Here is a 24,368-nt window from a genome sequence, read left to right as displayed (position 1 = left end):
CGGCTGGATGAACAGGCAGCGCAGGAATCACCCCCTTGGAGGCAGCGGCCGGGACCACAGCCACAGCGCCACGCAGGTCATGCTGCCGATGGAGAGCCACTTCACCCAGGCGATCGGCACGCACCACAGCATGATGCCCGCGCACACCGCCATGGTCAGGGTCGCCATCCATTTGCCGCGACGGCTGACCGCGCCATGCGCCTGCCAGTTGCGGATCGCCGGGCCGAACTGCGGGTGCGCCAGCAGACGGTTGTGCAGGCGCTCGGAGCCGTGCGAGGCGGCCCAGGCCGAGATCAGGATGAACACGGTGGTGGGCAGACCCGGCACGAAGATGCCGACGATGCCGGTGCCCAGGCTGACATAGGCCAGCAGCCACCACGCCCAGCGAAAACGCACCCGTCGCCGCGCAGCCGGTGCATCGGAAACCACGGGGCGTTCGGACCGGGACATGGTGCCAGCATAGCGACCCGGCCGGGCCGCCGCGATGGCGGCCTCACTGCGCTGGCCGACGACACCGGGTCGCCGGCCAGCGACCGGCATTACCGGCCCTGGGTCACGCCAAGCTGGTCGAGCACGAACGCGTACGACTCGGCCAACTCGTGGTACCGCTGGAAGCGGCCCGATTTGCCGCCGTGGCCGGCGTCCATGTTGGTACGGAACACGATCGGGAAGTGGCCGGTGTTGTCATCGCGCAGCTTGGCCACCCACTTGGCCGGCTCCCAGTACTGCACCTGCGAATCCCACAGGCCGGTGCCGACGAACAGGGCCGGATAGGCCTGCTTGCTGACGTTGTCGTACGGCGAGTATTTCAGCATGTAGTCGTAGTACTCGCGCTGCTCCGGGTTGCCCCACTCGTCATACTCGTTGGTGGTCAGCGGGATGCTGGCGTCGAGCATGGTGGTGACCACATCGACGAACGGCACCTGGGCTACCATCACGCGATAATCCTGCGGCGCCTGGTTGGCCACCGCGCCCATCAGCAGGCCACCGGCGCTGCCACCGGAGGCGGCGACGCGGTCCTTGGCGGCATAGCCCTGGCGGACCAGCTCGCGGGTGACATCGACGAAATCGTTGAACGTGTTCTGCTTCTTGAGCAGCTTGCCGTCCTCATACCACGCACGGCCCATTTCCTGGCCGCCGCGGATGTGGGCGATGGCATACACCACGCCGCGATCGAGCAGGCTGACCACGGTCTGGTTGAAGCCCGGGTCCATCGACATGCCGTAGCTGCCGTAGGCGTACTGGTACAGCGCGCCGGTGCCGTCCTTCTTGAAGCCGTTGCGGTAGACCAGCGACACCGGCACCTTGACGCCATCGCGGGCCGTCACCCACACGCGCTCGGTGGTGTACTGGGACGGGTCATAGCCGATCACCGGCTGCTGCTTGAGCTGGCGGCGTTCACCGGTGACGGTGTTGAGCTCGTAGGTGGTGGTCGGCGTGGTCAGCGAGGTGTAGGCGTAACGCAGCCACGGGGTGTCGTGCTCGCTGTTGGCGGCCAACCCCATCGAGTAGGCGGGCTCATCTGCCTTGACGTAATCCTGGCGGCCATCCGGGAACAGCAGGCGCACGCGTTCCAAGCCGTTGGAGCGCTCGGCGATCGCGGTGAAGCCGTCGAACAGTTCGAAGCCTTCGATCAGCACGGCGTCATCGTGCGCGACCCAGTCCTTCCACTGGCTGCGCGCGGTGGCGTCGCTGGGCGCGGTGACGATCTTGAAGTTCTTCGCGTCCGCAGCGTTGGTGCGGATCACCCAGCGACCGTTGAAGTGGTCGGCGTCGTATTCCACATCGCGCGCACGCGGCGCCAGCACCGTGAACGCCTGCGGATCGGCAGCCGGGGCGTAGCGGGTTTCCGAGCTCACCGTGCTGTGCAGCTCGATGGTCAGGAAACGATCATCGCGGGTGCGGCCGACGCCCATGTAGAAGCTGTCGTCCTTCTCTTCATACACGAGCACGTCGCTGCTGGCCGGGGTGCCCAGTACATGCTTTTTGACGCGCACGGTGAGCAGGGTGTCCGGATCATTCTCGACATAGAACAGGGTGCGGTTGTCATCGGCCCAGACCACGTTGGGCGAGACGTTCTCGATGCGATCCGGCAGCACCTCACCGGTACGCAGGTCCTTGAAACGGATCACGTACTGGCGGCGGCCGACATCGTCTTCGGCCCAGGCCAGCAGGTGGTTGTCCTGGCTGACATCGGCATCGCCCACGTTGAAGTAGCCCTTGCCCTCGGCCATCGTGTTGATGTCGAGCAGGATCTCTTCCGGCGCCTCCATGCTGCCCTTGCGGCGCGCCTGGATCGGGTAGTCCTTGCCGGTTTCGAAACGGGTGTAATACCAGTAGCCGCGGTCACGCGAGGGCACGCTGGCATCGTCCTGTTTGATGCGGGCGACGATCTCCTTGTACAGGGTGTCTTCCAGCGGCTTGAGCGGGGCCACCACCTGATCGGTATAGGCGTTCTCCGCATTCAGATAGGCCAGCATCTTCGCGTCTTCGCGCTTGTCGTCGCGCAGCCAGTAGTAATCGTCGCTGCGGGTCGCGCCAAAGGGGGCCTTCACCGTGTGCGGGTGCTTCTCGGCGTCGGGCGGGGTCAGCGCGGGGGCGGCGTGCACGTTGGAGGTCATGAGGCTGGCAACCAGTAAACAAAGGGCGGGTTTCACGAGATAAGGCTCCTGGCGGGGGAATGCAATGGCGTCCGTGTCCGTGCAGTCTGTGCTGGCGGGTAGGCCAGCAGCAAGCCTGTCGTTGGTCACTGCGCCTATCATCAGGCCATGGATACTTCCCGCACGCCCCCGACCGGCACCGGCTACAGCCGCCGCAGCCAGGACATCGAACCCTTCCACGTCATGTCGCTGCTGGCCCGCGCGCAGGCGCTGGAGCAGGCTGGTCACGATGTGATCCACCTGGAGATCGGCGAGCCGGACTTCACCACCGCCGCGCCGATCGTGCGCGCCGGCCAGGCCGCGCTCGCCGCCGGCCACACCCGCTACACCGCGGCCCGCGGCCTGCCCGCGCTGCGCGAGGCGATTGCGGGCTTCTACCAGGATCGCTACCAGGTACACATCGACCCCGAGCGGATCCTGGTCACGCCCGGTGGCTCGGGCGCGCTGTTGCTGGCCAGCAGTCTGCTGGTCGATCCCGGCAAGCACTGGTTGTTGGCCGATCCCGGCTACCCGTGCAACCGGCATTTCCTGCGGTTGGTGGAAGGGGCCGCACAGCTGGTGCCGGTCGGGCCGGAGACGGCCTACCAGCTGACGCCGGAGCTGGTGGCACGGCAGTGGAACGCGGACAGCGTCGGTGCGCTGGTCGCCTCCCCGGCCAATCCGACCGGCACCGTGCTCTCGGCGGCGCAGCTCGCGGCGCTGTCGCAGTCCCTGAAGGCACGCGGCGGGCATCTGGTGGTGGATGAGATCTACCACGGCCTCACCTACGGCATGGACGCTGCCAGCGTGCTGCAGGTCGATGATGAAGCGTTCGTCCTCAACAGTTTCTCGAAGTACTACGGGATGACCGGCTGGCGCCTGGGCTGGCTGGTGGCGCCGCCGCAGGCGGTGCGTGAGCTGGAGAAGCTCGCGCAGAATCTGTACATCAGCGCCTCGAGCATCGCCCAGCATGCGGCGCTGGCGTGTTTCGAGCCGGACGCGATCGCGATCTTCGAGCAGCGGCGCGCGGCGTTCCGCGAGCGTCGCGATTACCTGCTGCCGGCGCTGCGTGCGCTGGGCTTCCGCATCGAAGTGGAGCCGGAAGGCGCGTTCTATCTCTACGCCGACGTAAGCGCCTTCACCGATGATGCGCAGGCGTTCTGCGCGCATTTCCTGGAAACGGAGCATGTGGCGTTCACGCCGGGCCTGGACTTTGGCCACCACCGCGCCAACGCGCATGTGCGGCTGGCCTACACGCAGGACGTGCCGCGCCTGGAAGAGGCGGTGCGCCGGATCGCGCGCGGGCTGGAGACATGGGTGCGGTGAGCGGCCCATAAAAAAACGCCACGCATCGCTGCGTGGCGCTGAAAATGGGGTGGAGCCAACCTGACGCCCCACCACCCGGAGTCTACCCCAGGGGGCTACAACGTCCGCGGCAGGCTCACTCCCTGCCGGCTGCTCGACCGCCCCTGGCCGTCGAGCACCCCGAGCTTACTTGGAGAGTTGCTCCCACAGGAAGCTATAGGCCAACGCCGACATATGCGCGGCCTGCGCATTGTTCGCCGCACCGCCGTGACCGCCTTCGATGTTCTCGTAGTAAGTCACGTCCTTGCCGGCGTCGATCATCTTGGCCGCCATCTTGCGAGCATGCGCCGGATGCACACGGTCATCGCGGGTGGAGGTGGTGAACAGCACCGGCGGGTAGGTCTTGCTGGCATCGAACAGGTGGTACGGCGAGAAGGTCTTGATGAACGCCCAATCGGCCGTATCCGGATTGCCGTATTCGGCCATCCACGACGCGCCGGCCAGCAGGTGGCTGTAACGCTTCATGTCCAGCAGCGGCACCTGCACCACGACCGCACCGAACAGCTCCGGGTACTGGGTCAGCATATTGCCGGTGAGCAGGCCACCGTTGCTGCCACCCTGCACGCCCAGGTGCTTGGCCGAGGTGATCTTGCGGCTGACCAGATCGCGGGCGACCGCGGCCATGTCTTCATAGGCTTTGTGACGGTTCTGCTTGAGTGCCGCCTGGTGCCAGCGCGGACCATACTCGCCACCGCCGCGGATGTTGGCGACCACGTACACGCCGCCCTTCTCCAGCCACGCGCGACCCATGCCACCGGAGTAGGACGGGGTCAGCGAAATCTCGAAGCCACCGTAGCCGTACAGCAGCGTCGGGTTGGAGCCGTCCAGCTTCATGTCCTTGCGGTGCACCACGAAGTACGGCACGCGGGTGCCATCCTTGCTGGTGGCGAAGTGCTGCTCGATCACCTTGCCATCGGCATTGAAGAACGCCGGCATGGTCTTGAGCACTTCAGGCTGCTTGCCGATCTCGGCAATGGCCAGGGTGGTCGGGGTCAGGTAATCGGTGACGGTCATCCACACCGCATCGCTGTCATCGGCATCCACCGCGCCGACGGCCACGGTGCCGAACGACGGCGCGCCGGTGAAGGCCGTCGTCTTCCAGCCGCTGTCGCCCGGCGTCAGCACGCTCAGGCGGCTTTTGACGTCGTCCAGCACGTTCAGGACCAGGTGGTTCTTGGTCCAGCTGGTGCCGGCCAGCGAGGTGGTGTCGGTCGGCGCGAACAGCACGTCGAAGTCACGCTTGCCGGCAAGGTAATCGTCCAGCTTGGTAGCCAGCAGCGAGCCGGCGGCGTAGGTCTTGCCGCCCACGGTCCACGGCTCGCGCAGTTCCAGGGTCAGCCACTGCTTGCGCAGGCCCTTTTCGGCCGAGTTGGGCGCATCGATCTTGGTCAGCTTGCCGTCGTCGGCACGCAGGTAGAGCTCGTTGTTGTAGAAGGCCAGCGTGCGGCTGACCAGGTTGCGCTCGTAGCCGGGGGTATCGTCGTGCATGGCCGCGATGTACATGTCATCGGGCTTGCCCTCGTAGACCACCGAGGCCGAGGTCAGCGGGGTGCCGCGCTTCCACAGCTTGGCCACGCGCGGATAGCCGGACGTGGTCATCGTGCCGGTACCGAAATCGGTATAGACGAACACGGTGTCGCGGTCGATCCAGTTCAGGCCCCCCTTGGATTCAGGGCGGAAGAAGCCGTCCTTGATCCAGGTCTTGTTGGCCAGGTCGAACTCGCGGGTGACATCGGCATCGGCGCCGCCGCGCGACAGCGCGATCAGGCAGCGCGAATAGTCCGGGCGCAGGCAGTCGGCGCCGTGCCAGACCCAGTTCTCGCCCTCGACCTTGTTCAGTGCATCCAGGTCCAGCACGGTTTCCCACTGCGGCGAGGCCTTGCGGTACTCGGCCAGCGTGGTGCGGCGCCACAGGCCGCGCTCGTGCTGCTTGTCCTTCCAGAAGTTGTAGTAGTAGTCACCGATCTTCTGCACGCCGGGAATCTTGGCGTCGGAATCGAGCACCTCGCGGATGCTGGTCTCCATCTGCTTGAAGGCCGGCGTCGAGGCCAGACGGCCTTCGGACTTGGCGTTCTGTTCCTTGACCCACGCCAGCGGTTTGTCGCCGGTGACGTCTTCAAGCCAGGCGTACTTATCCGCGGGGGCGTCAGCGGCCATGGCGGTTCCTGCCGCACCGGCGGAGATCAGACCTGCCACGAGGCAGGCGGAAGCGAATCGTGACATTGCAGCTCCAGGCGTTCATAGCCTTGGGACGCTATCACACCGGCTGGCCGCGGCTCACGTGTCGAAGGTCAGGCCGCGCCGGGCGTGCCGGCGGGCGGCTGCGGCGCCGCGCCTGCGGCCCCCGGCGGCGGCGGGCGGTGCGGCTGAGCAGGCCGGCCAGCGGCAGGCGGAAGCGCAGAAGGCTCCACCAGGCCATCAGCGGCATGCCGACCAGCCACATCGGCAGCCAGCCAATCCACTCGCTGTGCCCTCGGGCGGCAGGCCACACCAGGGTCAGGGCCAGCCCGGCGAGGGCAGCCTGCCTGACGCAACGCAGCACGCGCGGATCGGGACGGTCGGACGAACGCGGGGAAGACGACAGGGTCATGACACAGCTCCGTGCGAAAGTGATGCGTCACCTTGCCGCGCCGCCATCTCAAGGGCTGCGACCTTGCACGGGACGGTGCAGGAACGACGCCAGGCGTCACGCTTGTGTGAATCGGTCACGCAACCGATGCGCCGCCATTGACGTTCTCCGCTGTCCCACCCACCATGCCTCTGCCAGCCACTGGAGCCACCCGCCGCATGTCCTCGAACCGCCCGCTTCGCGCTGTCCTGTTGGTCTCCTCGATGGCACTGCTGTCTGCCTGTGCGTTCCGCCATGAGACCAAGCCGGAACCCGCGCCGACCCCGGTCGCCGTCGACAGCGCCGGTGCGCCGATCGACCTGCAGCGTTTCATGGGCACCTGGTATGTGATCGGCCGCGTGCCGAATCCGATCGAGCGCGGCCACGTCGCCAGCGTCAACGAATTCCGCCTGCGTGGCGACCAGAAAGTGTCCATCACCTACCGCTACCGCAACGGCTTCTCCGAACCGCTGCAGGAGCTGACGGTGCGCGCTTCGGTGGACGAAAAGAGCGGCAACCACAACTGGCGCACCTGGTTCTACAAGGTCGTGCCGACCCACACCCGCGTGCTGGAAGTCGCGCCGGATTATTCGTGGGCGATGCTCGGCTACCCGGGCCGCGAGATGGCCTGGGTGTTCGCGCGCCAGCCGGACATGGACAAGGAGCTCTACAAGGAGCTCGCCACCCGGTTGCGGGACGATTACGGGGTCAACACCGACAAGCTCAAGCGCGTGCCGCAGCACCCCGAGCAGGTGGACCGGCTGGGCTTTGAAGTGCCGAACGTCCGCTAACGGCGGCGGTCAGGCCGCCTCGCGCGGCTGCACCCTGCGCTCGATTTCCTGCCGGGTCGGCAGCGTCTTCAGATCGTACTCGGCCTGGAGGGCCAGCCACGACGCGGCGTCGAGGATGGCGTACCGACCAACGGTCGGTACCGACCGGTTATTTCCGGCTGTAGTGCGAGACCAAACGGTCGCCGATCATCTGCAGGATCTGTACCAGCACCAGCAGCAGCACCACGGTGACCAGGGCCACGTCGGTATGCGAACGCTGATAGCCGTCGCGGAACGCCAGGTCGCCCAGGCCGCCCGAGCCGATCGCACCGCCCATCGCGGTGAAGCCGATCAGGGCGATCACGGTGACGGTGGCGCCAGCGATGAGGCCAGGCCGCGCTTCAGGCAGCAGCACCCGGGTGACCAGTTGCCAGGTGGTGGCGCCCATCGCCTGGGTGGCTTCAATCACGCCACGGTCCACTTCGCGCAGCGCGGTTTCGACCAGGCGCGCATAGAACGGCGCCGCACCGATCACCAGCGGAACGATCGCGCCGCGGACGCCCAGCGAGGTACCCATCATCCACAGCGTGAGCGGGATCAGCACGATCATCAGAATGATGAAGGGCACCGAACGCAGGAGGTTCACCAGCAGCGCAAGCGCGCCATACAGCACCGGCTTGCGGTGCAGCTGCGGCGAGCCGGTCAGGAACAGCAGCACGCCCAGCGGCAGCCCGATCAGCAGCGTCAGCGGCAGCGAGCCGCCGAGCATCAGCAGGGTATCCAGCGTGGCCTGGCCGATATCAGCCCATTTGCCGGCGTCAAGATGGCGGAAGAAACCGCCTGCAGTGGCCAGGATCATCGGCGCAGCTCCTCAAGGTGGACACCGGCGGCGACGAAGCCGGCCTGTGCGGCCTGCACGTCGCCCCCGACCAGCGACACGGTCAGCTGGCCATACGGGGTGTCCTTGATCCGGTCGATACGGCCGGACAGGATGTTGTAGTCCACGCCGGTCTCGCGCGCGATGCGCCCCAGCAGCGGTTCGTAGGTGTCGGCGCCGAGGAAGGTCAGGCGCACGATGCGCCCGGCGACGGCCTCGAAATCCTTGTGCAGCTCGCCCTCGTCCACCTGTTCGGACTCGCTCACGAAGCGGCGGGTGGTCGGGTGCTGCGGGTGCAGGAACACCTCGGTGACCGGGCCGGTCTCGACCAGGTGGCCGGCATCGAGTACCGCAACGCGGTCGCAGACCCGGCGGATCACGTCCATCTCGTGGGTGATCAGCACGATGGTCAGGCCCAGCTCGCGGTTGATCTTGCCGAGCAGTTTGAGCACCGAGGCGGTGGTCTGCGGGTCCAGTGCGCTGGTAGCCTCATCGCACAGCAGGATCTGCGGGCGGGTAGCCAGGGCGCGGGCGATGCCGACTCGCTGCTTCTGGCCACCGGACAGCTGCGCCGGATACTTGTTGGCGTGTGCTTCCAGGCCGACGGTATGCAGCAGTTCGTTGACGCGCGCATCGATCTCCGCCCGCGGCGTCCCGGCCAGCTCCAGCGGGAAGGCGACATTGGAGGCCACCGTGCGCGATGAGAGCAGGTTGAAGTGCTGGAAGATCATGCCGATCTTCCGGCGCAGCACGCGCAGGCCCTCGGCATCGAGCGCGGTGACATCCTCGCCGTTGATCAGCAGGCGGCCGCCGGTGGGCTCCTCCAGCCGGTTGATCAGCCGGATCAGGGTCGATTTGCCCGCGCCGGAATGGCCGATGATGCCGAACACTTCGCCGGCCTCGATGGTCAGGTCCAGCGGCTGCAGCGCGGCAATCGCGCGGCCGCCGACGGCATAGGATTTGTGCAGGCGCTGGAACTCGATCACTTCGCGGTCAACCGGGGCATCGACGGGAGGGGGCGTGCAGCCTACCAGCGCGGGACGGCCCTGGCCCGCGCGGCAGGATCGAATCATATTCCGTTTGATTATAAGGCGGCGTCATGGCCCACCCGGGCCGGCTCAGGGGTGGTCCAGGGGCCTGGGCGGCTGCACCTGGCGGACCCGCTCCCGGTGCAGCAGATACAGGCCGGAGGCCACGATGATCGCCGCGCCCAGCCAGGTAACCGAGTCGGGCAGCGCGCCCCAGAACAGCAGATCCCAGCCGATCACCCAGACCAGCCCGGTGTACTCGAGGGGGGCGATCATGGAGGCTTCGCCCAGCTGGAAGGCGCGGGTCAGGGCAACCTGCCCCCCTGCCCCGGCCAGGCCCATGCCGGCGATCAGCGCGGCATGGCCCATCTGCAGTGGCCGCCAGTCGGGGATCGCCAGCAGACCCGCGCCGACGGCCATGATCACCAGGAACCACACCACCATCGACTGGGGGGTATCGGTGCGGGTCAGCATGCTGACCGTGATCGCGGCCAGTGCGTAGGCGGTCGCAGCCAGCAGGACCATCAGCCCGGGCAGCGAGATGAAGCCGCCGACGCCAGGCCGCAGCACGACCAGCACGCCGACGAGGCCGATGCCGATGGCGATCCAGCGGCGCGGGCCGACCTTCTCCCCGAGCAGGGGCACCGACAGCGCGGCGATCAGCAACGGGGCAACGAAATAGATGGTGTAGGCCGTGGACAGCGGCAGGCTGCGCAGGGCAAACACGAAGCAGCCGATCATCGCCATGCCGAGCACGCCGCGCAGCAGGTGCAGGACCCAGCGCTTGGGCACCAGCGAACGCGGGCCGGCGGTGGCCAGTACCCAGACCAGCACGAACGGCAGCGAGGCCGCGCCGCGCAGGAAGGTGACCTGCAGGGTGGGATAGCTGCTGGCCAGCTGCTTCATGCCGGCATCCATCAGCGAGAAGCAGGCCACGGCCATCAGCATCCAGGCGACGGCGCGGGAGGGGGAGCGTTGGGTGTTCATGGCCCATTATCGCCGCCGGGGACGGGCCGTCCATGGCGGGTTGGTTAGAATGGGGCATTCACCCGTTGGAGTTCTCCCCATGCCCTCTTTTGACGTCGTTTCCGAAGTCGACACCCACGAGCTGACCAATGCGGTCGACCAGGCCAACCGCGAGCTGTCCACGCGCTTCGATTTCAAGGGGGTGGACGCCAAGTACGTGCTGGAAGACAGCGTGATCAGTCAGTCCGCGCCGAGCGATTTCCAGTTGCAGCAGATGACGGACATCCTGCGTCAGCGCCTGACGGCACGGAAGATCGATGCGGCGTGCCTGGAGTTTGGTGATATCGAATCGAATCTGGCCGGTGCGCGGCAGAAGATCACGGTCAAGCAGGGGATCGAGCAGAAGGTGGCCAAGAAGATCGCGGCGAAGATCAAGGAGGCCAAGTTGAAGGTGGACAGTCAGATCAATGGCGACAAGCTGCGGGTGACGGGCAAGAAGCGCGATGATCTGCAGGATGCGATGGCGCTGTTGCGGAAGGAGACGTTCGAGGTGCCGCTGCAGTTTGATAATTTCCGCGATTGATCTTGGCCGGACGGCTGTAGCGAGGAGCGCCAGCGAAGGGCGCCGGTGTTTGTTGCTGATGGGCTTTCGTTGTCTTTGGCGCTGGCAGCTCATCGCTAAAGGCTGGCGATTCACTGGCGAGGGCTGCGTCGGGTAGGGCCAGGCCTTGCCCGGCCCCGCCGTGAACCCATCCATGGGGGCTCATGTCGCGGCATCCATGCCGCTCATGGTCCGGGCAAGGCCTGGCCCTACCCGCCGCCCCGACGCTTTCTCGGCGGACGGGCGAGCAAAGCGGTAGTGCCGGCCGGTGGCCGGCAACCTCGTTGCGCAGATCGAAAAGATGCGGCTTCCGGCGTGTGTACCGCCGGGCGCTGGCCGCTACGCGCGAATCAGCTTGTACAGGGTGGTGCGTGAGATGCCGAGCTGACGTGCGGCGGCGCTGACGTTGCCCTGGTGGGCAGCCACGGTCTCGCGGACGTGCTGTGTGTTCTGCGCGCGCAGTGATGCGTTCGTGGCGTTGGCGTGCTGCACATCGAGCTTCACGCTGGCATGCGGTGCGAGTGGTCCGCGCAGGTAGTGGACGTGCACGGCGGTGTCGTCATCCAGGCGGACGCGGTGGGCGGGGCCGGTCTGCAGCAGGCGGCGGCGCTGGTGGATGCTGGCGCCGGCGAACAGGCCGCCCAGGGTGAGGACGGGCAAGGGGCCGCGTCGCGGCAGTCCGAACAGGCGCCGGGCCACACGGTTGGCGGCGCGCACGCGTCCGTCTTCTTCGATGGCCAGCAGGCCCTGCAGCGGTGAGTGCAGCCAGCGGGTGTCGTGTTGTACGGCCAGCAGGTGGCAGGGGCGGTGATCCTGCATGAGGCGGTTCTCGGCCGACAGCGCGGCCTGGCGGAAGTAGCCATGCAACAGCTCTGCGTCGCGCTCGCCGGTGCCGGTGATGTCCAATGCGCCCAGTACTTCGCCATCCAGCCCATGCAGCGGGACGCTCAGGCAGAACACCGAGGCGAAGCGGTCCAGGTAGTGCTCGTTGCCGCGCACCAGGGCAGGCGCGTCTTCGGCCAGGCTGCAGGCCGGTGCGGTGGTGCCGATGTCGATTTCGCGCAGGCGGCGGCCGATCTGGATCGGGCGCAGCACCGGCACGTCGGCCAGGCCATGTTCGCGCTGGGCGACGACCAGGCCGTCGGCGTTGACGCAGAACAGGGTCCATTGGCGGCCACCGAAGGCGGCCCAGAGGTGGTCCATGTCCTCGCGCACACAGCGTGCGAGGCGGCGGTCGGCAGGGTCGTCGAGGCGCGTGGCAGCCGCGGGAAGGGGCGCATAGTACGGCTCCTGCCGCGGCTGCACGCCGGCTTGGCGCGAACGCTCCCAGGAGCGCTGCACCGGCGGGCTGACCACGCTGTCCATCAACGCGCCGCCCTCGGCAAAACGCTGACGGGCGGCGGCCAATACCTGCTGCTGTTCCAGAACCATCGCGGCCATCGGTCGATCTCCACCTCGGACCGACAGCCTACTCCCGCAAAGCTGACTGGTACGTCGTCGCAGGCATGCATGCCTGCGACGGACCGTTTCACCCGCCGATGGTCAGGATGGGCTTGAGGGTGACACCGCGGGTGCTGTCCTCGGCGGCCTGGTTGATCTGGTCCAGTGGGTAGAACTTGACCAGCTTGTCGAACGGGAAGCGGCCCTGCTGATACAGCTGCACCAGCTGCGGAATGAACACCTTGGGCACGCTGTCGCCTTCGACGATGCCACGGATGCTGCGTCCGCCGAGCAGCAGGTTGTTGACGTCGAACTCGGCCTTGGTGCCCAGCTTCGGCGCGCCGACCACGCCAATCACCCCCAACCCGCCGAGTGCCTCGATGCCCTGCGCGAGCACCTCCGGACGACCGGTGGATTCCAGGGCGAAGTTCGCGCCGCCGCCGGTGATCGCGCGCACTGCTTCAACCACATCGACCTCGCGGCTGTTGATCACGTGCGTGGCGCCCAGCTCCTTGGCCAGCGCCAGGCGCGAAGGCACCACATCGATGGCGATGATGGTCGTCGCACCGGCCACGCGTGCGGCCATTACCGCGCTCAGCCCGACCGCGCCGGCACCGAAGCTGGCGAAGCTGCTGCCGGCGGTCACCTTGAGCGAGTTGATCACCGCACCGGCACCGGTCTGGATGCCGCAGCCAAGCGGGCCAAGCAGCTCGATCGGCGCATCATCGGGCACCCTGATCGCGTTGTTTTCGCGGCTCAGTGCGTAGGTGGCGAAGGAGGACTGCGCGAAGAAGTGATCGTGCAGCGGGTGGCCGTCCGGATCCTGGATCGCGGTGGAGCCGTCCAGCGCACCGCCACCGAAGTTCAGGCCGAAGAAATCCTTGCAGTAGGCACCGTGGCCGCCGCTGCAGGGGTTGCAGTGGCCGCAGGCGCCGTAGGTCAGCACGACATGGTCGCCAACCTTGAGGTCCTTCACGCCCGGGCCGAGTGCTTCGACGATGCCCGCGCCTTCATGGCCGAGCACCGCCGGCAGCGGCACGGGGTAGTACTGGTCACGCACGATCAGATCGGTATGGCACAGGCCGGTGGCGACCACGCGAACCAGCACTTCATCGTCCTGCGGGCCACGGATGCGCGCCTTCTCGATCGTGAAGGGCTGTTCTTTTTCGCGCACCACGGCCACGGTGATGTCGCGCAGTTCTGCTGTTGCGGTCATGAGAATCTCCTGGATCAGATCGGGTACGCGGGCGCTTCGCCCTTGACGGTCATCCACTGCCACTGCGTGAACTCGTCGATGTTGGACGGGCCACCGATGCTGGTGCCGTTGCCGGAGGCGCCGACGCCACCGAAGGGATTGATCACCTCATCGTTCACGGTCTGGTCGTTGATATGCAGCAGGCCGGTGCGCAGCCGTTCGCCCAGCTTCAGCGCGCGGCCCACGTTGCTGGACACGATCGCCATCGACAGGCCGTACTCGCTGTCGTTGGCCAGCTCCACCGCCTCGTCATCGGTATCGAACGGCACCACGACCGCGACCGGCGCGAAGATTTCTTCGTGGAAGGCCGGGTTGTCGCGGCTCACATCGCTGAGCACGGTCGGCTCGAAGTACAGATCCTTGTAGCCACCACCGGTGGCCAGGGTGGCACCGGCGGCCTGCGCCTCGGCGACGATGCGCGCGGCGTGGTCGCGCTGCTGGGCATTGATCAACGGCCCGATCGCCACCGCGCCGTCGGCCGGATTGCCGACCTTGAGCGATTTGGCTTTGGCCACCAGCTTTTCCAGGAAGCGCGCATGGATGCTGCGCTGGACCAGCACGCGTCCGGTGGCCATGCAGATCTGGCCCTGGTGCAGGTAGACGCCCCACGCCGTGTTGGCGATGGCCAGATCCATGTCCGCATCGTCGAGCACGATCAGCGAGTTCTTGCCGCCCAGTTCCAGCGACACTTTCTTCAGGTGTCTGCCCGCCGCTTCACCCACCTTGCGCCCGGCACCGGTGGACCCGGTGAACTGGATCATCGCGATGTTCGGGTCACTGGTCAGCGCCGCACCGGCCGCACCATCGCCCGGCAACACATGGAGCAGGCCAGCAGGCAGACCAGCCAGTTCGAACAGGCGTGCGATCACGAACCCACCGCACACGGCGGTACGCGGATCGGGCTTGAGCACCACCGCATTGCCCAGCGCCAGTGCCGGGGCCACCGCACGCATGGCCAGATACAGCGGGAAATTGAACGGCGCAATCACACCGACCACGCCGAGCGGGCGGCGGCGCGCCAGATTCAGACGGCCCGGTTCGGACGGCAGCACTTCGCCGATGCTGCGCGAGGGCAGTGCCGCCGCTTCATGCAGCGCTTTGGTGTTCACCTTGGCCTCGAAGCCGGCCTTGAGCTGGGTGGAGCCACTTTCGCGGACCAGCCACTGCACGATCTCGTCGTTGTGCTCTTCGGCCAGCTGCGCGGCACGGCGCAGGACCTGCGCGCGGGTGTCATACGGGGCACTGGCCCAGTCGCGCTGTGCGTTGGCGGCAGTGGCGGCCGCGCGTGCGATCTGCGCGGGGTCGGCCATCGCGATCTCACCGAGCCGCTCGCCGGTGGCGGGTTCGACCACGTCCTGGGTGCCTGCACCCGGGCTCCACTGACCCTCGAACAGCTTGCCGGACCACGTGGCCGTCGGCAGGAATGCATGTATTGCCATCACGGAAAACTCCTTGCGTCGTGTACCCGGCCATTGGATACCTGCGGCGGGCCACTGCCTATTGGCCGTTGGCTCGATCACTGCAAGTGATTGCCGGATAAGGATTTATCAGGATGACGGGTGTCCAGTTAATGGACAGTGGAGCCGATCACCCGCCCGCTTCACCGCCGCGCCGTACAATCAACAGCCCCAGCCAGCGACACCGCCCGCCATGAACGATGCGTCCCTCACTGCCACCCACGATCCCATCGCCGAGACCCGGAAATGGCTGGAGCAGATCGTCATCGGCCTGAACCTGTGCCCGTTCGCCAAAGCGGTGTACGTGAAGGACCAGGTGCGCTTCGTGCTCAGCGATGCGACCACCCCGGAAGCGCTGGTGGAGGAACTGGCCGAAGAGCTGATCCTGCTGCGCGATACGCCGGCCGAACAGATCGACACCACGTTGATCGTGCATCCGGACGTGCTGACCGATTTCCTGGATTACAACGATTTCCTCGACAACGCCGATGCGGCGATCGAAGCACTGGATCTGCAGGGCATCCTGCAGGTGGCCAGCTTCCATCCGCAGTATCAGTTCGCCGGCGCGGCGCCGGATGACGTGAGCAACTACACCAACCGCGCGCCCTACCCGACCCTGCACCTGCTGCGCGAAGACAGCGTCGAGCGTGCGGTCGCCGCGTTCCCGGATCCGGACGTGATCGTGGAGCGCAACATCGACACGCTGGACAAGCTCGGCATCGAAGGCTGGACGCGCCTGCTGGGCCGCAACGACATGCCGCCGTGCCACTGACCCCGGCCATTCTCGACTGGCCGGCACAGCCGCTGCGCGATCGCGTGGTGGTCATCACCGGCGGTGCGCAGGGGGTGGGCCGCGGCATCGCGCAGTCGGTGCTGGGCGCTGGCGGAAGCGTGATGATCGCCGACCTGGATGCCGATGCCGGCAAGGCCTGTTTGACCGAATGGGCGCTACCGGAGCGCGCGGCGTTCCAGCGCGCGGACGTGGCCAGCGAGCGCAGTGTGCAGGCGCTGATGAAGGCGACGCTGAAGCGCTTTGGCCGCATGGATGGCCTGGTCAACAATGCCGGCATCGCCAGTGCCCATGGCACGCCGTTGGCGGAGATGCCGCTGGCTGAGTGGCAACGCCGCCTTTCCAGCCTGCATGGCGCCTTCCTGTGCAGCCAACACGCCCTGCCCGCATTGCGCGAGCACGCCGGGGCCATCGTCAACATCGCCTCGACGCGTGCATGGCAGTCCGAACCGGACAGTGAAGCCTATGCCGCAGCCAAGGGCGGGCTGGTCGCCTTCACCCATGCACTCGCGTTGAGCGAAGGGTCGGCGGTGCGGGTCAACAGCATCAGCCCCGGCTGGATCACCACCGATGCCTGGCAGGCACCCTCACGCCGGCGCACGCCCAAGCTCTCGCGCCGCGATCAGGCGCAGCATCCGGTCGGCCGGGTTGGCCAGCCGCCGGACATCGGTGCGCTGGCGGTGTTCCTGCTCTCGGACCTGGCCGGGTTCATCACCGGCCAGGACCACATCGTCGACGGCGGCATGACCCGCAAGATGATCTACGCCGAATGAGCCACGTCCAGTCCGATCACGCTGCGGGGTAGTGTCGGGTCACACCATCCCGTTGTGGCGCAGCAGCGCGTCCACGGTCGGCGCGCGCCCACGGAACGCAGCGAAGTTCTCTGCCGCACTCCGGCTGCCGCCCCGCGAGAGCACTTCATCGCGGAACCGCTGACCGGTCTCGGTCACCTTGTCCGGGGCTTCCTCGAACGCGGCATAGGCATCGGCGCTGAGCACTTCGGCCCACTTGTAGCTGTAGTAGCCCGCCGCATAGCCACCGGCAAAAATGTGACTGAACTGATTGGGGAAGCGATTCCAGGCCGGCGGCCGGTTGACCGCCACCTCATCGCGCACGCGCTCCAGCAGGGCCTGCACGCTGTCCTGGGTCGGGTCGAAATCACTGTGCAGCTGCATGTCGAACAGGGCGAACTCGAGCTGGCGCACGGTGAACATGCCGCTCTGGAAATTGCGTGCGGCCAGCATGCGGTCAAACAGCGCGCGCGGCAGCGGCTCGCCGGTGCTCACGTGCGCGGTCATGGCCTGCACACGGTCCCATTCCCAACAGAAGTTCTCCATGAACTGGCTCGGCAGTTCCACCGCGTCCCACTCCACACCGTTGATCCCGGCCACGCCGAGCTCGCCGATGCGGGTCAGCAACTGATGCAGGCCATGCCCCATTTCATGGAACAGGGTGGTCACATCGCTGTGGCTGAAGGTCGCCGGTTGCCCCGCGGCCCCCTTGCCGAAGTTGCAGACCAGGTACACCAGCGGCGTCTGCACACCGGCAGCGGTCTCGCGGCGGTTGCGGCAATCGTCCATCCACGCGCCACCGCGCTTGCCTTCGCGCGCGTACAGGTCGAGATAGAACTGACCCACCAGCGCGCCCTGCGCATCGACCACCCGGAAGAAGCGCACATCCGGATGCCACACCGGCGCGCTGTCCGGCTGCACCTCCAGCCCGTAGAGGCTGCGGATCACACTGAACAGGCCGTCCAACACCTTCGGCTCGGTGAAGTACTGCTTCACGTCCTGCTCGGAATAGCTGTAGCGCGCCTGCTTCAGCTTCTCCGCCGCGAAGGCCAGATCCCATGCCTCCAGCGCGGCCAGACCCAGTTCGTCGCGCGCGAAGGCCTCCAGCTCGGCACGGTCGCGCTGTGCATACGGTTTGGCACGCGCCGCCAGATCGCGCAGGAAACCCAGCACCTGCGGTGCATCTTCGGCCATCTTGGTGGCGATCGAATACTCGGCGTAGTTGGCAAAGCCCAGCAGCGCGGCCAGCTCCGCACGCAGCGCCAGCACGCGATCGATGTTGCCGCTGTTGTCCAGCGCGGCATCGCCGAATTCGGAGGCGCGGACCGCGTTGGCGCGGTACAGCGCCTCACGCAACGGGCGATCTTCGGCGTACGTCTGCACCGGGATATAGCACGGCATCTGCAGGGTCAGCTTCCAGCCGGGCAGGCCATCCTTCTCTGCGGCAGCGCGGGCAGCGGCGATCACATCGTCCGGCAGGCCAGCCAGTTCGGCGCGGTCTTCCACGTGCAGCGACCAGGCATCGGTCGCATCGAGCACATTCTGCGAGAACGTCGCCGAGAGCGCGGACAGTTCCTCGCGGATCGCGCTGTAGCGCGCCTTGCCGGCGTCATCGAGTTCAGCACCGCCCAGGCGGAAATCACGCAGGGCGTTCTCCAGCACCTTGCGGCGTGCCGGATCGTACTGCGCCGCTTCCGGCGCAGCGGCCAGGGCGCGGTACTGCTGGTAGAGCGCCAGGTTCTGGCCCAGTGCGCTGCCGAAGCGCGTCACCTTGGGCAGGTTGGCGTTGTAGGCCTCGCGCAGCGCCGGGGTATTCACCACAGCCTGCAGGTGGCCCACCTGCCCCCACGCACGCCACAGGCGCTCAGTGGCATCGTCCAGCGGATCGGCGAAGGTCGCCCAGGTCACCGGGGTGACGGTCTCGGCGGTCGTTACCGCCGCCTCGGCCTCGGCCAGCAGGGCGTCGATCGCCGGGGCGATGTGCTGAGGCTGGATCGCATCGAAACGCGGCAGGCCGGAAAAATCGAGCAGGGGGTTGGTGGGGGTCACAGGCATCTCCAGACAACGGGGCCGCTGCAGCGGCATCACCCCACGATATGGCATTGCCCCCTGCCCCGCACAAGGCCCCGGCGTGCACCGATGGGCCAGGTTCACGCCACGCCCGGTGTCCCGCTCAGTACAACGCTTCCAGCGAAACGCAGGGCAGCACCGGCAGGCCCTGCCCCGCCACCGCCGCGGCGAGCTGGGCATCGGCGCCCTCCACGTCGATGCCCTGCTTCGGGTACCACTCGGGGTTGTAGTAGCTGTGCGCGTAGCGCTCGCCGCTGTCGCACAGGATGGTGACGATCGAGCCGCTGCGTCCGGCATCGCGCATCAGGTGCGCGGCCTGCAGCACGCCGATGAAATTGGTGCCGGTGGAACCGCCGACGCGACGGCCCAGCTGGCGGCTGACATGGCGCATCGCGGCCAGGCTCAGCGCATCGGGCACCTTGACCATCGCATCGACGCTGGTCGGAATGAAGCTGGATTCCACCCGCGGCCGGCCGATGCCTTCCACGCGCGAGCCGCCACTGCAGGTCAACTCGCGCCAGGGCTGCCCGGCCAGCGCGGCGCAGTAGCCGTCGTAGAACACCGACACTTCCGGGTCCGCACACAGGATGCGCGTGTCATGCCGGCGGTAGCTCACGTAGCGACCCAGCGTGGCCGCGGTGCCGCCGGTGCCCGGGCTGCACACGATCCACTCGGGCACCGGGTGCGGCTCCTCGGCCATCTGCTTGAAGATCGATTCGGCGATGTTGTTGTTCGCGCGCCAGTCGGTGGCGCGCTCGGCGTAGGTGAACTGGTCCATGAAGTGCCCACCGGTTTCGCGGGCCAACGCTTCGGAATCGCAGTTGAGGTCGCAGGCGCGCTCCACCAGATGGCAGCGGCCGCCGTGGAACTCGATCGCCGCGATTTTCTCGGGGGACGTGGTGGCCGGCATCACGGCGATGAACGGCAGGCCCAGCAGCCGTGCGAAATACGCCTCGGATACGGCCGTGGAGCCGCTGGACGCTTCGATCACCGGGCGCCCTTCACGCAGCCAGCCGTTGGTCAGCGCGTACAGGAACAGCGACCGGGCCAGGCGATGCTTCAGGCTGCCGGTGGGATGGCTGGATTCGTCCTTGAAATACAGGTCGATGCCATCGAACCCCGGCAGGTCCATCGGGATCAGGTGGGTATCGGCCGAACGGTTGAAATCGGCTTCGATCTTGCGGATGGCGGACGCCACCCATTCACGCTGAGACATGATGAACGCTGGTCAGGGAGACACACCATTCTACCCGCCACCCCGCCCGGCCGGGACCGGTAACATGACGTATCCGCCGCGCCGATGCGGCCCTGCCCCCAGGATCCCCATGTCCCTTGCCGCTTTCCAGACCCAGCCGGGTGTCGCCGCCCAGCCGCCGGCCGAAACCACCGGTTTCGTGTTCAACCACACCATGCTCCGCGTGAAGGATGCTGCCGCCTCGCTGGCGTTCTACACCGGCGTGCTCGGCTTCCGCCTGATCGATCTGCGCCACTTCCCCGACGCCGACTTCAGCCTGTACTTCCTGGCCCTGCTGCCGGCCGGCACGCAGATCCCCGAGGGCGACGACGCCCGCCGCGTCTGGATGGCCGGGATTCCGGGCGTGCTGGAGCTGACCCACAACCACGGCACCGAAACCCAGGCCGGCGCGGTGTATCACGACGGCAACAGCGACCCGCGCGGCTTCGGCCATATCTGCGTGTCCGTGCCGGACATCCAGGCCGCCTGCAAGCGCTTCGACGCGTTGCAGGTGCCCTACCAGAAGCGCCTGGAAGATGGCCGCATGAAGCACCTGGCCTTCATCAAGGACCCGGACGGCTACTGGGTGGAGATCATCTCCAACACCCCGATCGCCTGATCCCGGCCGCTCCGCGATGCGCCGGCAGGTACCGGCGCGTCGTGGGCGTCATGGCTGGACCTGGAACTCGAAGGCCGCATGGAACGGCGCCTTCGGTGGTACGAACAGGGTTTTCCCGGCAAACCCCGCATCGACACAGCGTGCGACCGCTTCATCGCCTTCGCGCCACGTCCGCACCACCTTGCCCTGCGCATCCAGCTGCAGCACCACGGTGAACGGTGCCAGCGTCTCCGGCGCGGGGGTCGGCATGCAGCGCGTGAAACTCGCGCCGCCCACCCGGCTCATGCTGTCCAGCATTTCCGTGTACGCCGCCGGTGCCAAGCTGGCTTCATCACGCTGCGCCAGTGCGCGTACCTGTTCATAGCCGGCGTCGCCTGCGACCGCCTGGGCCATCATCACCATCCACAGCATCGTTCCCTCCTCCGTCTGCGCGTTCATGACGTCAGCGCGCAGCGTAGGTCAGCGCGTGGGCTGGCGAAAGGGCCGCGGCCGACAGGTCCCCGCGCGTGGTCAGCAAGGTCGAGACGGCGACACTGTGTCCAACCGCGTCCAGTGGTATACCTGCGGACCGTCCACCCACCCAACGGAGTCGGTATGGAAACGATGGAACTGCACCGCGGCCGCCTGATCGATCACCTGCAGCTGGTGGTCAAGAATCTCGCCGCCAGCCGCCGCTTCTACCAGGCCGTGTTGGACACGATCGGCATCCCGATTGCCGGTGAAGGCGACACCTATTTCTGGGCCGATGAGCTGTTCATTTCCACGGCGGACAGTGACGCCGCGCTGGGCCAACTCACCGGCCGCCATCATCTCGCCTTCCAGGCCCGCGACCGCGCGACCGTGGACGCCTTCCACCAGGCTGCATTGGCCAACGGCGGCAAGGACAATGGTGCGCCGGGCGAACGCCCTTACCATCCCGGTTACTACGCGGCATTCGCGCTGGATCCGGATGGCAACAACATCGAGGTGGTGTTCCATGGGCCGGCGACGTACAGCGCGGAATCAGTGAAGGTGAGCTTCGACGGCTGAGCTGAAATCTGAATTCTTCAGGCGCGGGCTGGCCCGTCTCAATGGATGAGACCGCGCCCCGGTACGGTCGCTCCATGGAGACGATCCGCAAACTGGCCATCCTTGCCGATGCCGCGAAGTACGATGCGTCCTGCGCCTCCAGCGGCGCGGGCAAGCGTGATTCGCGCGCGTCCGGTGGCATCGGCAGCACCGAGGGCATGGGCATCTGCCACAGCTACACGCCGGACGGCCGGTGTGTGTCGCTGCTGAAAATCCTGCTGACCAACTTCTGCATCTACGACTGCGCGTACTGCGTCAACCGCGTGTCGAGCAACGTGCAGCGGGCCCGCTTCAGCGTGGACGAAGTGGTCGCGCTGACGATGGATTTCTACAAGCGCAACTACATCGAAGGCCTGTTCCTCTCCAGTGGGATCATCCGCAACGCCGACTACACCATGGAGCGGATGGTGGAAGTGGCGCGGGTGCTGCGCGAGGAACACCGGTTCGCCGGGTACATCCACCTCAAGACCATTCCCGAAGCATCACCGGAGCTGCTCGCCGCCGCCGGACGCCATGCCGATCGGTTGTCGATCAACATCGAGCTGCCCACCGAAGCCGGGCTGGCCAGTTTCGCACCGGAGAAGTCACTGCCGTCGATCCGGGGCGCCATGGGTGAGCTGCGCTGGCAGATCGAGGAAGCCAAAGAGGCGCGCAAGTCCGATCCTCCAGGCGGCAATGCGGTCGCTGCACCGTCACCGGCCCCGCGCGGGCGGCGCGCGCGGGCGCCCCGCTTCGCCCCTGCCGGGCAGAGCACCCAGATGATCGTCGGTGCGGACGGTGCCAGCGACAATCAGATCCTCAGCGCGGCCGATAATCTGTACGGTAATTATCGGATGCGCCGCGTCTACTACTCCGCCTTCAGCCCTATTCCCGATGCCAGCAAGGCCCTGCCCCTGCAGGCGCCACCGCTGGCACGCGAGCATCGCCTCTACCAGGCCGACTGGCTGCTGCGCTTCTACGGGTACGGTGTGGAGGAAATCACCGATACCACCCAGGGCGGCATGCTGGACCTGGACATCGACCCTAAGATGGCCTGGGCGATCCGCCACCCCGAGCGCTTCCCGGTCGATCTCAATATCGCGCCCAAGGAGCTGCTGCTGCGCGTACCCGGGCTTGGCGTGCGCAACGTCAAGCGGGTGCTGATGGCGCGGCGACATGGACGCCTGCGCGTGGCCGATGTGGCCCGCCTGCGTGCACCGATGAGCAAGCTGCTGCCGTTCGTGCAGTTGGCCGACCATCATCCGCGGCGTGCACTGGATGACCCGGCGGCGCTGCGGGCGCGGCTGGCGCCACCGCCGCGACAGGGCGCATTGTTCCCCGACGCTGCTGCCCACTGACATGTCACGCTGGAGTGTGCGTGTCGAACCGGCGTGGTCGTTGGATGCATGGCGCGCGGCCGCGCGCCTGGCCTTGCGCCACGCGGTGCCACCGGATCAGCTGGACTGGCTGCAGGATCAGGGGGCGTCATTGCTCGATGCGCCGTCGCTGACCGCGCTGGACAACGGCAGCGCAGCACGCGACGAGCCGCAGAGGTATGTCTCCAAAGCGTTTGTCGAGCTGGCTGCCATCTGCCTGTGCCATCGCGATCCGCAACGGATGTCGCTGCTCTACCGCATGCTCTGGCGCATCACGCATGGCGAACGCAGCCTGCTGTCCAACCCCGCCGATCCCGACGTGCTGCGCGCCATGGCCCTGAGCCAGGCAGTCCGCCGCGACACGCATAAAATGAAAGCGTTCGTCCGCTTCCGCGAAGTGCCCGGCGAGCAGGATGCCTTCATTGCCTGGTTCGAACCGGATCACCCTATCGTGGATCGCGTGGCGCCATTTTTCGCGCGTCGCTTCGCCGGCATGCGCTGGGCGATCCTGACACCGTACCGCAGCGTGCACTGGGATGGGCAGGCGCTGTCGTTCGGTCCGGGTGGCCACCAGAGCGATGCGCCCGTTGAGGATGCGCGCGAAGAACTGTGGCGCACCTACTACGCCAACATCTTCAATCCGGCACGGCTCAACACGCGGATGATGCAGCAGGAGATGCCGGCCAGATACTGGAAACACCTGCCCGAGGCGTCGTTGCTGCCGCAGCTGGTCCGCGATGCCGGTGACCGGGTGCAGGAGATGCACGACCGTGAGGCACAGGCCCCGCGACGGCGTATCCCCGAGGCCATCGCCTCACCCACGCCGGTAGCGGATGCCCCACCTGCCACACTCGATGCCCTGCGCGATGCGGCCGCCGCGTGCCGACGCTGCCCACTCTGGGAGCCGGCCACGCAGACCGTGTTCGGCGAAGGCCCACAGGACGCACGGATCATGCTGGTGGGCGAGCAGCCCGGCGACAGCGAGGACCTCAGCGGGCACCCGTTCGTCGGTCCCGCAGGACAGCTGCTGGATCGCGCCCTGCGCGAGCTTGGCATTGATCGCCGCGCGCTCTATCTGACCAACGCGGTCAAACACTTCCGCTTTGAACGGCGCGGTAAGCGTCGCATTCACAGCAAGCCGCAGATCACCCACATCAACGCCTGCCGGCCGTGGCTGATGGGCGAAATCGAGAACGTGCGACCGCAGGTGATCGTCTGCCTGGGGGCGAGTGCAGCCAGCGCGGTGTTCGGCGCCGGGTTCAACCTGATGGCGAACCACGGACGCTGGCACTCACTGGAGGACGGCACCCGCGCATTCGCGACGGTGCATCCGTCGTGGGTGTTGCGGCAGCCGGCAGGTGAGCCACAGCAGGCAGCCTATCGGCTGCTGCTGTCGGACCTTCAGCAGCTGACCGGCCTTGAAGGCCGGCGTTGA

22 protein-coding genes are annotated in these 24,368 nt (G+C 67.0%); 9 read left to right on the top strand and 13 right to left on the bottom strand.

Annotated elements, in window-relative coordinates:
• Positions 1–27 precede the first annotated feature (27 nt).
• Both ACWV8V_RS14255 and ACWV8V_RS14250 read right to left on the bottom strand, forming a co-directional pair.
• On the bottom strand, positions 28–450 hold the full coding sequence (locus ACWV8V_RS14255; protein WP_455900034.1) for a YbaN family protein: 423 nt from the start codon (positions 448–450) through the stop codon (positions 28–30).
• Positions 451–539: 89 nt separating this feature from the next.
• Positions 540–2,657, bottom strand: coding sequence for a S9 family peptidase (locus ACWV8V_RS14250; RefSeq protein ID WP_346469029.1), 2,118 nt, complete (start codon positions 2,655–2,657; stop codon positions 540–542).
• 111 nt (positions 2,658–2,768) lie between these two features.
• On the opposite strand from ACWV8V_RS14250, the gene ACWV8V_RS14245 reads away from it, so the two are divergent.
• Positions 2,769–3,965 carry a pyridoxal phosphate-dependent aminotransferase gene (locus ACWV8V_RS14245; RefSeq protein ID WP_455900033.1) on the top strand — a complete coding sequence of 399 codons (1,197 nt, stop codon included), beginning with the start codon at positions 2,769–2,771 and terminating at the stop codon, positions 3,963–3,965.
• Positions 3,966–4,130: 165 nt separating this feature from the next.
• Here ACWV8V_RS14245 and ACWV8V_RS14240 read toward each other — a convergent pair whose 3' ends face one another.
• Both ACWV8V_RS14240 and ACWV8V_RS14235 read right to left on the bottom strand, forming a co-directional pair.
• Positions 4,131–6,227 (bottom strand): prolyl oligopeptidase family serine peptidase, encoded by a 2,097-nt coding sequence (locus tag ACWV8V_RS14240; protein ID WP_455900032.1) that lies wholly within the window; start codon positions 6,225–6,227, stop codon positions 4,131–4,133.
• Positions 6,228–6,261: 34 nt separating this feature from the next.
• Positions 6,262–6,588, bottom strand: coding sequence for a hypothetical protein (locus ACWV8V_RS14235; RefSeq protein WP_455900127.1), 327 nt, complete (start codon positions 6,586–6,588; stop codon positions 6,262–6,264).
• Between the two features lie 203 nt (positions 6,589–6,791).
• Here ACWV8V_RS14235 and ACWV8V_RS14230 point away from each other — a divergent pair, with 203 nt between their 5' ends.
• Positions 6,792–7,403, top strand: a complete 612-nt coding sequence (locus ACWV8V_RS14230; protein WP_123730137.1) for a lipocalin family protein — start codon at positions 6,792–6,794, stop codon at positions 7,401–7,403.
• A gap of 148 nt (positions 7,404–7,551) precedes the next feature.
• Here the strand turns inward: ACWV8V_RS14230 and ACWV8V_RS14225 are convergent, their stop codons facing one another.
• From ACWV8V_RS14225 to ACWV8V_RS14215, 3 genes are all read right to left on the bottom strand, one after another.
• Positions 7,552–8,241 (bottom strand): methionine ABC transporter permease, encoded by a 690-nt coding sequence (locus ACWV8V_RS14225; protein WP_121039992.1) that lies wholly within the window; start codon positions 8,239–8,241, stop codon positions 7,552–7,554.
• Positions 8,238–9,245, bottom strand: coding sequence for a methionine ABC transporter ATP-binding protein (locus ACWV8V_RS14220; protein WP_123730135.1), 1,008 nt, complete (start codon positions 9,243–9,245; stop codon positions 8,238–8,240). Before ACWV8V_RS14220 ends, ACWV8V_RS14225 begins: the two co-directional genes overlap by 4 nt.
• A gap of 132 nt (positions 9,246–9,377) precedes the next feature.
• Positions 9,378–10,274 carry a DMT family transporter gene (locus tag ACWV8V_RS14215; protein ID WP_259259044.1) on the bottom strand — a complete coding sequence of 299 codons (897 nt, stop codon included), beginning with the start codon at positions 10,272–10,274 and terminating at the stop codon, positions 9,378–9,380.
• Between the two features lie 79 nt (positions 10,275–10,353).
• On the opposite strand from ACWV8V_RS14215, the gene ACWV8V_RS14210 reads away from it, so the two are divergent.
• Positions 10,354–10,836 (top strand): YajQ family cyclic di-GMP-binding protein, encoded by a 483-nt coding sequence (locus ACWV8V_RS14210; protein ID WP_123730133.1) that lies wholly within the window; start codon positions 10,354–10,356, stop codon positions 10,834–10,836.
• Positions 10,837–11,193: 357 nt separating this feature from the next.
• Here the strand turns inward: ACWV8V_RS14210 and ACWV8V_RS14205 are convergent, their stop codons facing one another.
• The 3 genes from ACWV8V_RS14205 to ACWV8V_RS14195 form a co-directional block, all read right to left on the bottom strand.
• Positions 11,194–12,294 (bottom strand): helix-turn-helix domain-containing protein, encoded by a 1,101-nt coding sequence (locus ACWV8V_RS14205; RefSeq protein ID WP_455900031.1) that lies wholly within the window; start codon positions 12,292–12,294, stop codon positions 11,194–11,196.
• 88 nt (positions 12,295–12,382) lie between these two features.
• Positions 12,383–13,510, bottom strand: a complete 1,128-nt coding sequence (locus ACWV8V_RS14200; RefSeq protein ID WP_455900030.1) for an NAD(P)-dependent alcohol dehydrogenase — start codon at positions 13,508–13,510, stop codon at positions 12,383–12,385.
• A gap of 14 nt (positions 13,511–13,524) precedes the next feature.
• Positions 13,525–14,988 (bottom strand): benzaldehyde dehydrogenase, encoded by a 1,464-nt coding sequence (locus tag ACWV8V_RS14195; RefSeq protein ID WP_455900029.1) that lies wholly within the window; start codon positions 14,986–14,988, stop codon positions 13,525–13,527.
• Positions 14,989–15,199: 211 nt separating this feature from the next.
• Here ACWV8V_RS14195 and ACWV8V_RS14190 point away from each other — a divergent pair, with 211 nt between their 5' ends.
• The gene (locus ACWV8V_RS14190; RefSeq protein WP_259259040.1) at positions 15,200–15,778 is read left to right on the top strand and encodes a DUF1415 domain-containing protein; all 579 of its coding nucleotides are present in this window, start codon (positions 15,200–15,202) and stop codon (positions 15,776–15,778) included.
• Entirely contained in the window at positions 15,769–16,569 is an 801-nt protein-coding gene (locus ACWV8V_RS14185; protein WP_455900028.1) for an SDR family oxidoreductase, read from the top strand. The genes ACWV8V_RS14190 and ACWV8V_RS14185 overlap by 10 nt, the downstream gene beginning before the upstream one ends.
• A 39-nt stretch (positions 16,570–16,608) precedes the next feature.
• Here ACWV8V_RS14185 and ACWV8V_RS14180 read toward each other — a convergent pair whose 3' ends face one another.
• Together ACWV8V_RS14180 and ACWV8V_RS14175 are read right to left on the bottom strand one after the other, a co-directional pair.
• The gene (locus tag ACWV8V_RS14180) at positions 16,609–18,642 is read right to left on the bottom strand and encodes a M3 family metallopeptidase (protein WP_455900027.1); all 2,034 of its coding nucleotides are present in this window, start codon (positions 18,640–18,642) and stop codon (positions 16,609–16,611) included.
• 118 nt (positions 18,643–18,760) lie between these two features.
• Positions 18,761–19,873, bottom strand: coding sequence for a PLP-dependent cysteine synthase family protein (locus ACWV8V_RS14175; protein ID WP_455900026.1), 1,113 nt, complete (start codon positions 19,871–19,873; stop codon positions 18,761–18,763).
• A gap of 109 nt (positions 19,874–19,982) precedes the next feature.
• On the opposite strand from ACWV8V_RS14175, the gene gloA reads away from it, so the two are divergent.
• Positions 19,983–20,510 (top strand): lactoylglutathione lyase, encoded by a 528-nt coding sequence (gene gloA, locus ACWV8V_RS14170; protein ID WP_259259034.1) that lies wholly within the window; start codon positions 19,983–19,985, stop codon positions 20,508–20,510.
• 48 nt (positions 20,511–20,558) lie between these two features.
• Here gloA and ACWV8V_RS14165 read toward each other — a convergent pair whose 3' ends face one another.
• Complete coding sequence (locus ACWV8V_RS14165) at positions 20,559–20,948, bottom strand: hypothetical protein (protein WP_455900025.1); 390 nt, start codon at positions 20,946–20,948, stop codon at positions 20,559–20,561.
• Positions 20,949–21,104: 156 nt separating this feature from the next.
• On the opposite strand from ACWV8V_RS14165, the gene ACWV8V_RS14160 reads away from it, so the two are divergent.
• The 3 genes from ACWV8V_RS14160 to ACWV8V_RS14150 all read left to right on the top strand — a co-directional run bounded on the left by ACWV8V_RS14160 (position 21,105) and on the right by ACWV8V_RS14150 (position 24,368).
• The gene (locus ACWV8V_RS14160) at positions 21,105–21,539 is read left to right on the top strand and encodes a VOC family protein (protein ID WP_455900024.1); all 435 of its coding nucleotides are present in this window, start codon (positions 21,105–21,107) and stop codon (positions 21,537–21,539) included.
• Between the two features lie 74 nt (positions 21,540–21,613).
• Positions 21,614–22,915 carry a putative DNA modification/repair radical SAM protein gene (locus ACWV8V_RS14155; protein WP_259259030.1) on the top strand — a complete coding sequence of 434 codons (1,302 nt, stop codon included), beginning with the start codon at positions 21,614–21,616 and terminating at the stop codon, positions 22,913–22,915.
• Between the two features lies 1 nt (position 22,916).
• Entirely contained in the window at positions 22,917–24,368 is a 1,452-nt protein-coding gene (locus tag ACWV8V_RS14150) for a UdgX family uracil-DNA binding protein (protein ID WP_455900023.1), read from the top strand.

The organism is Stenotrophomonas sp. Ker107b (genome assembly GCF_053847245.1).
This window is presented reverse-complemented; position numbering and strand designations above follow the sequence as displayed.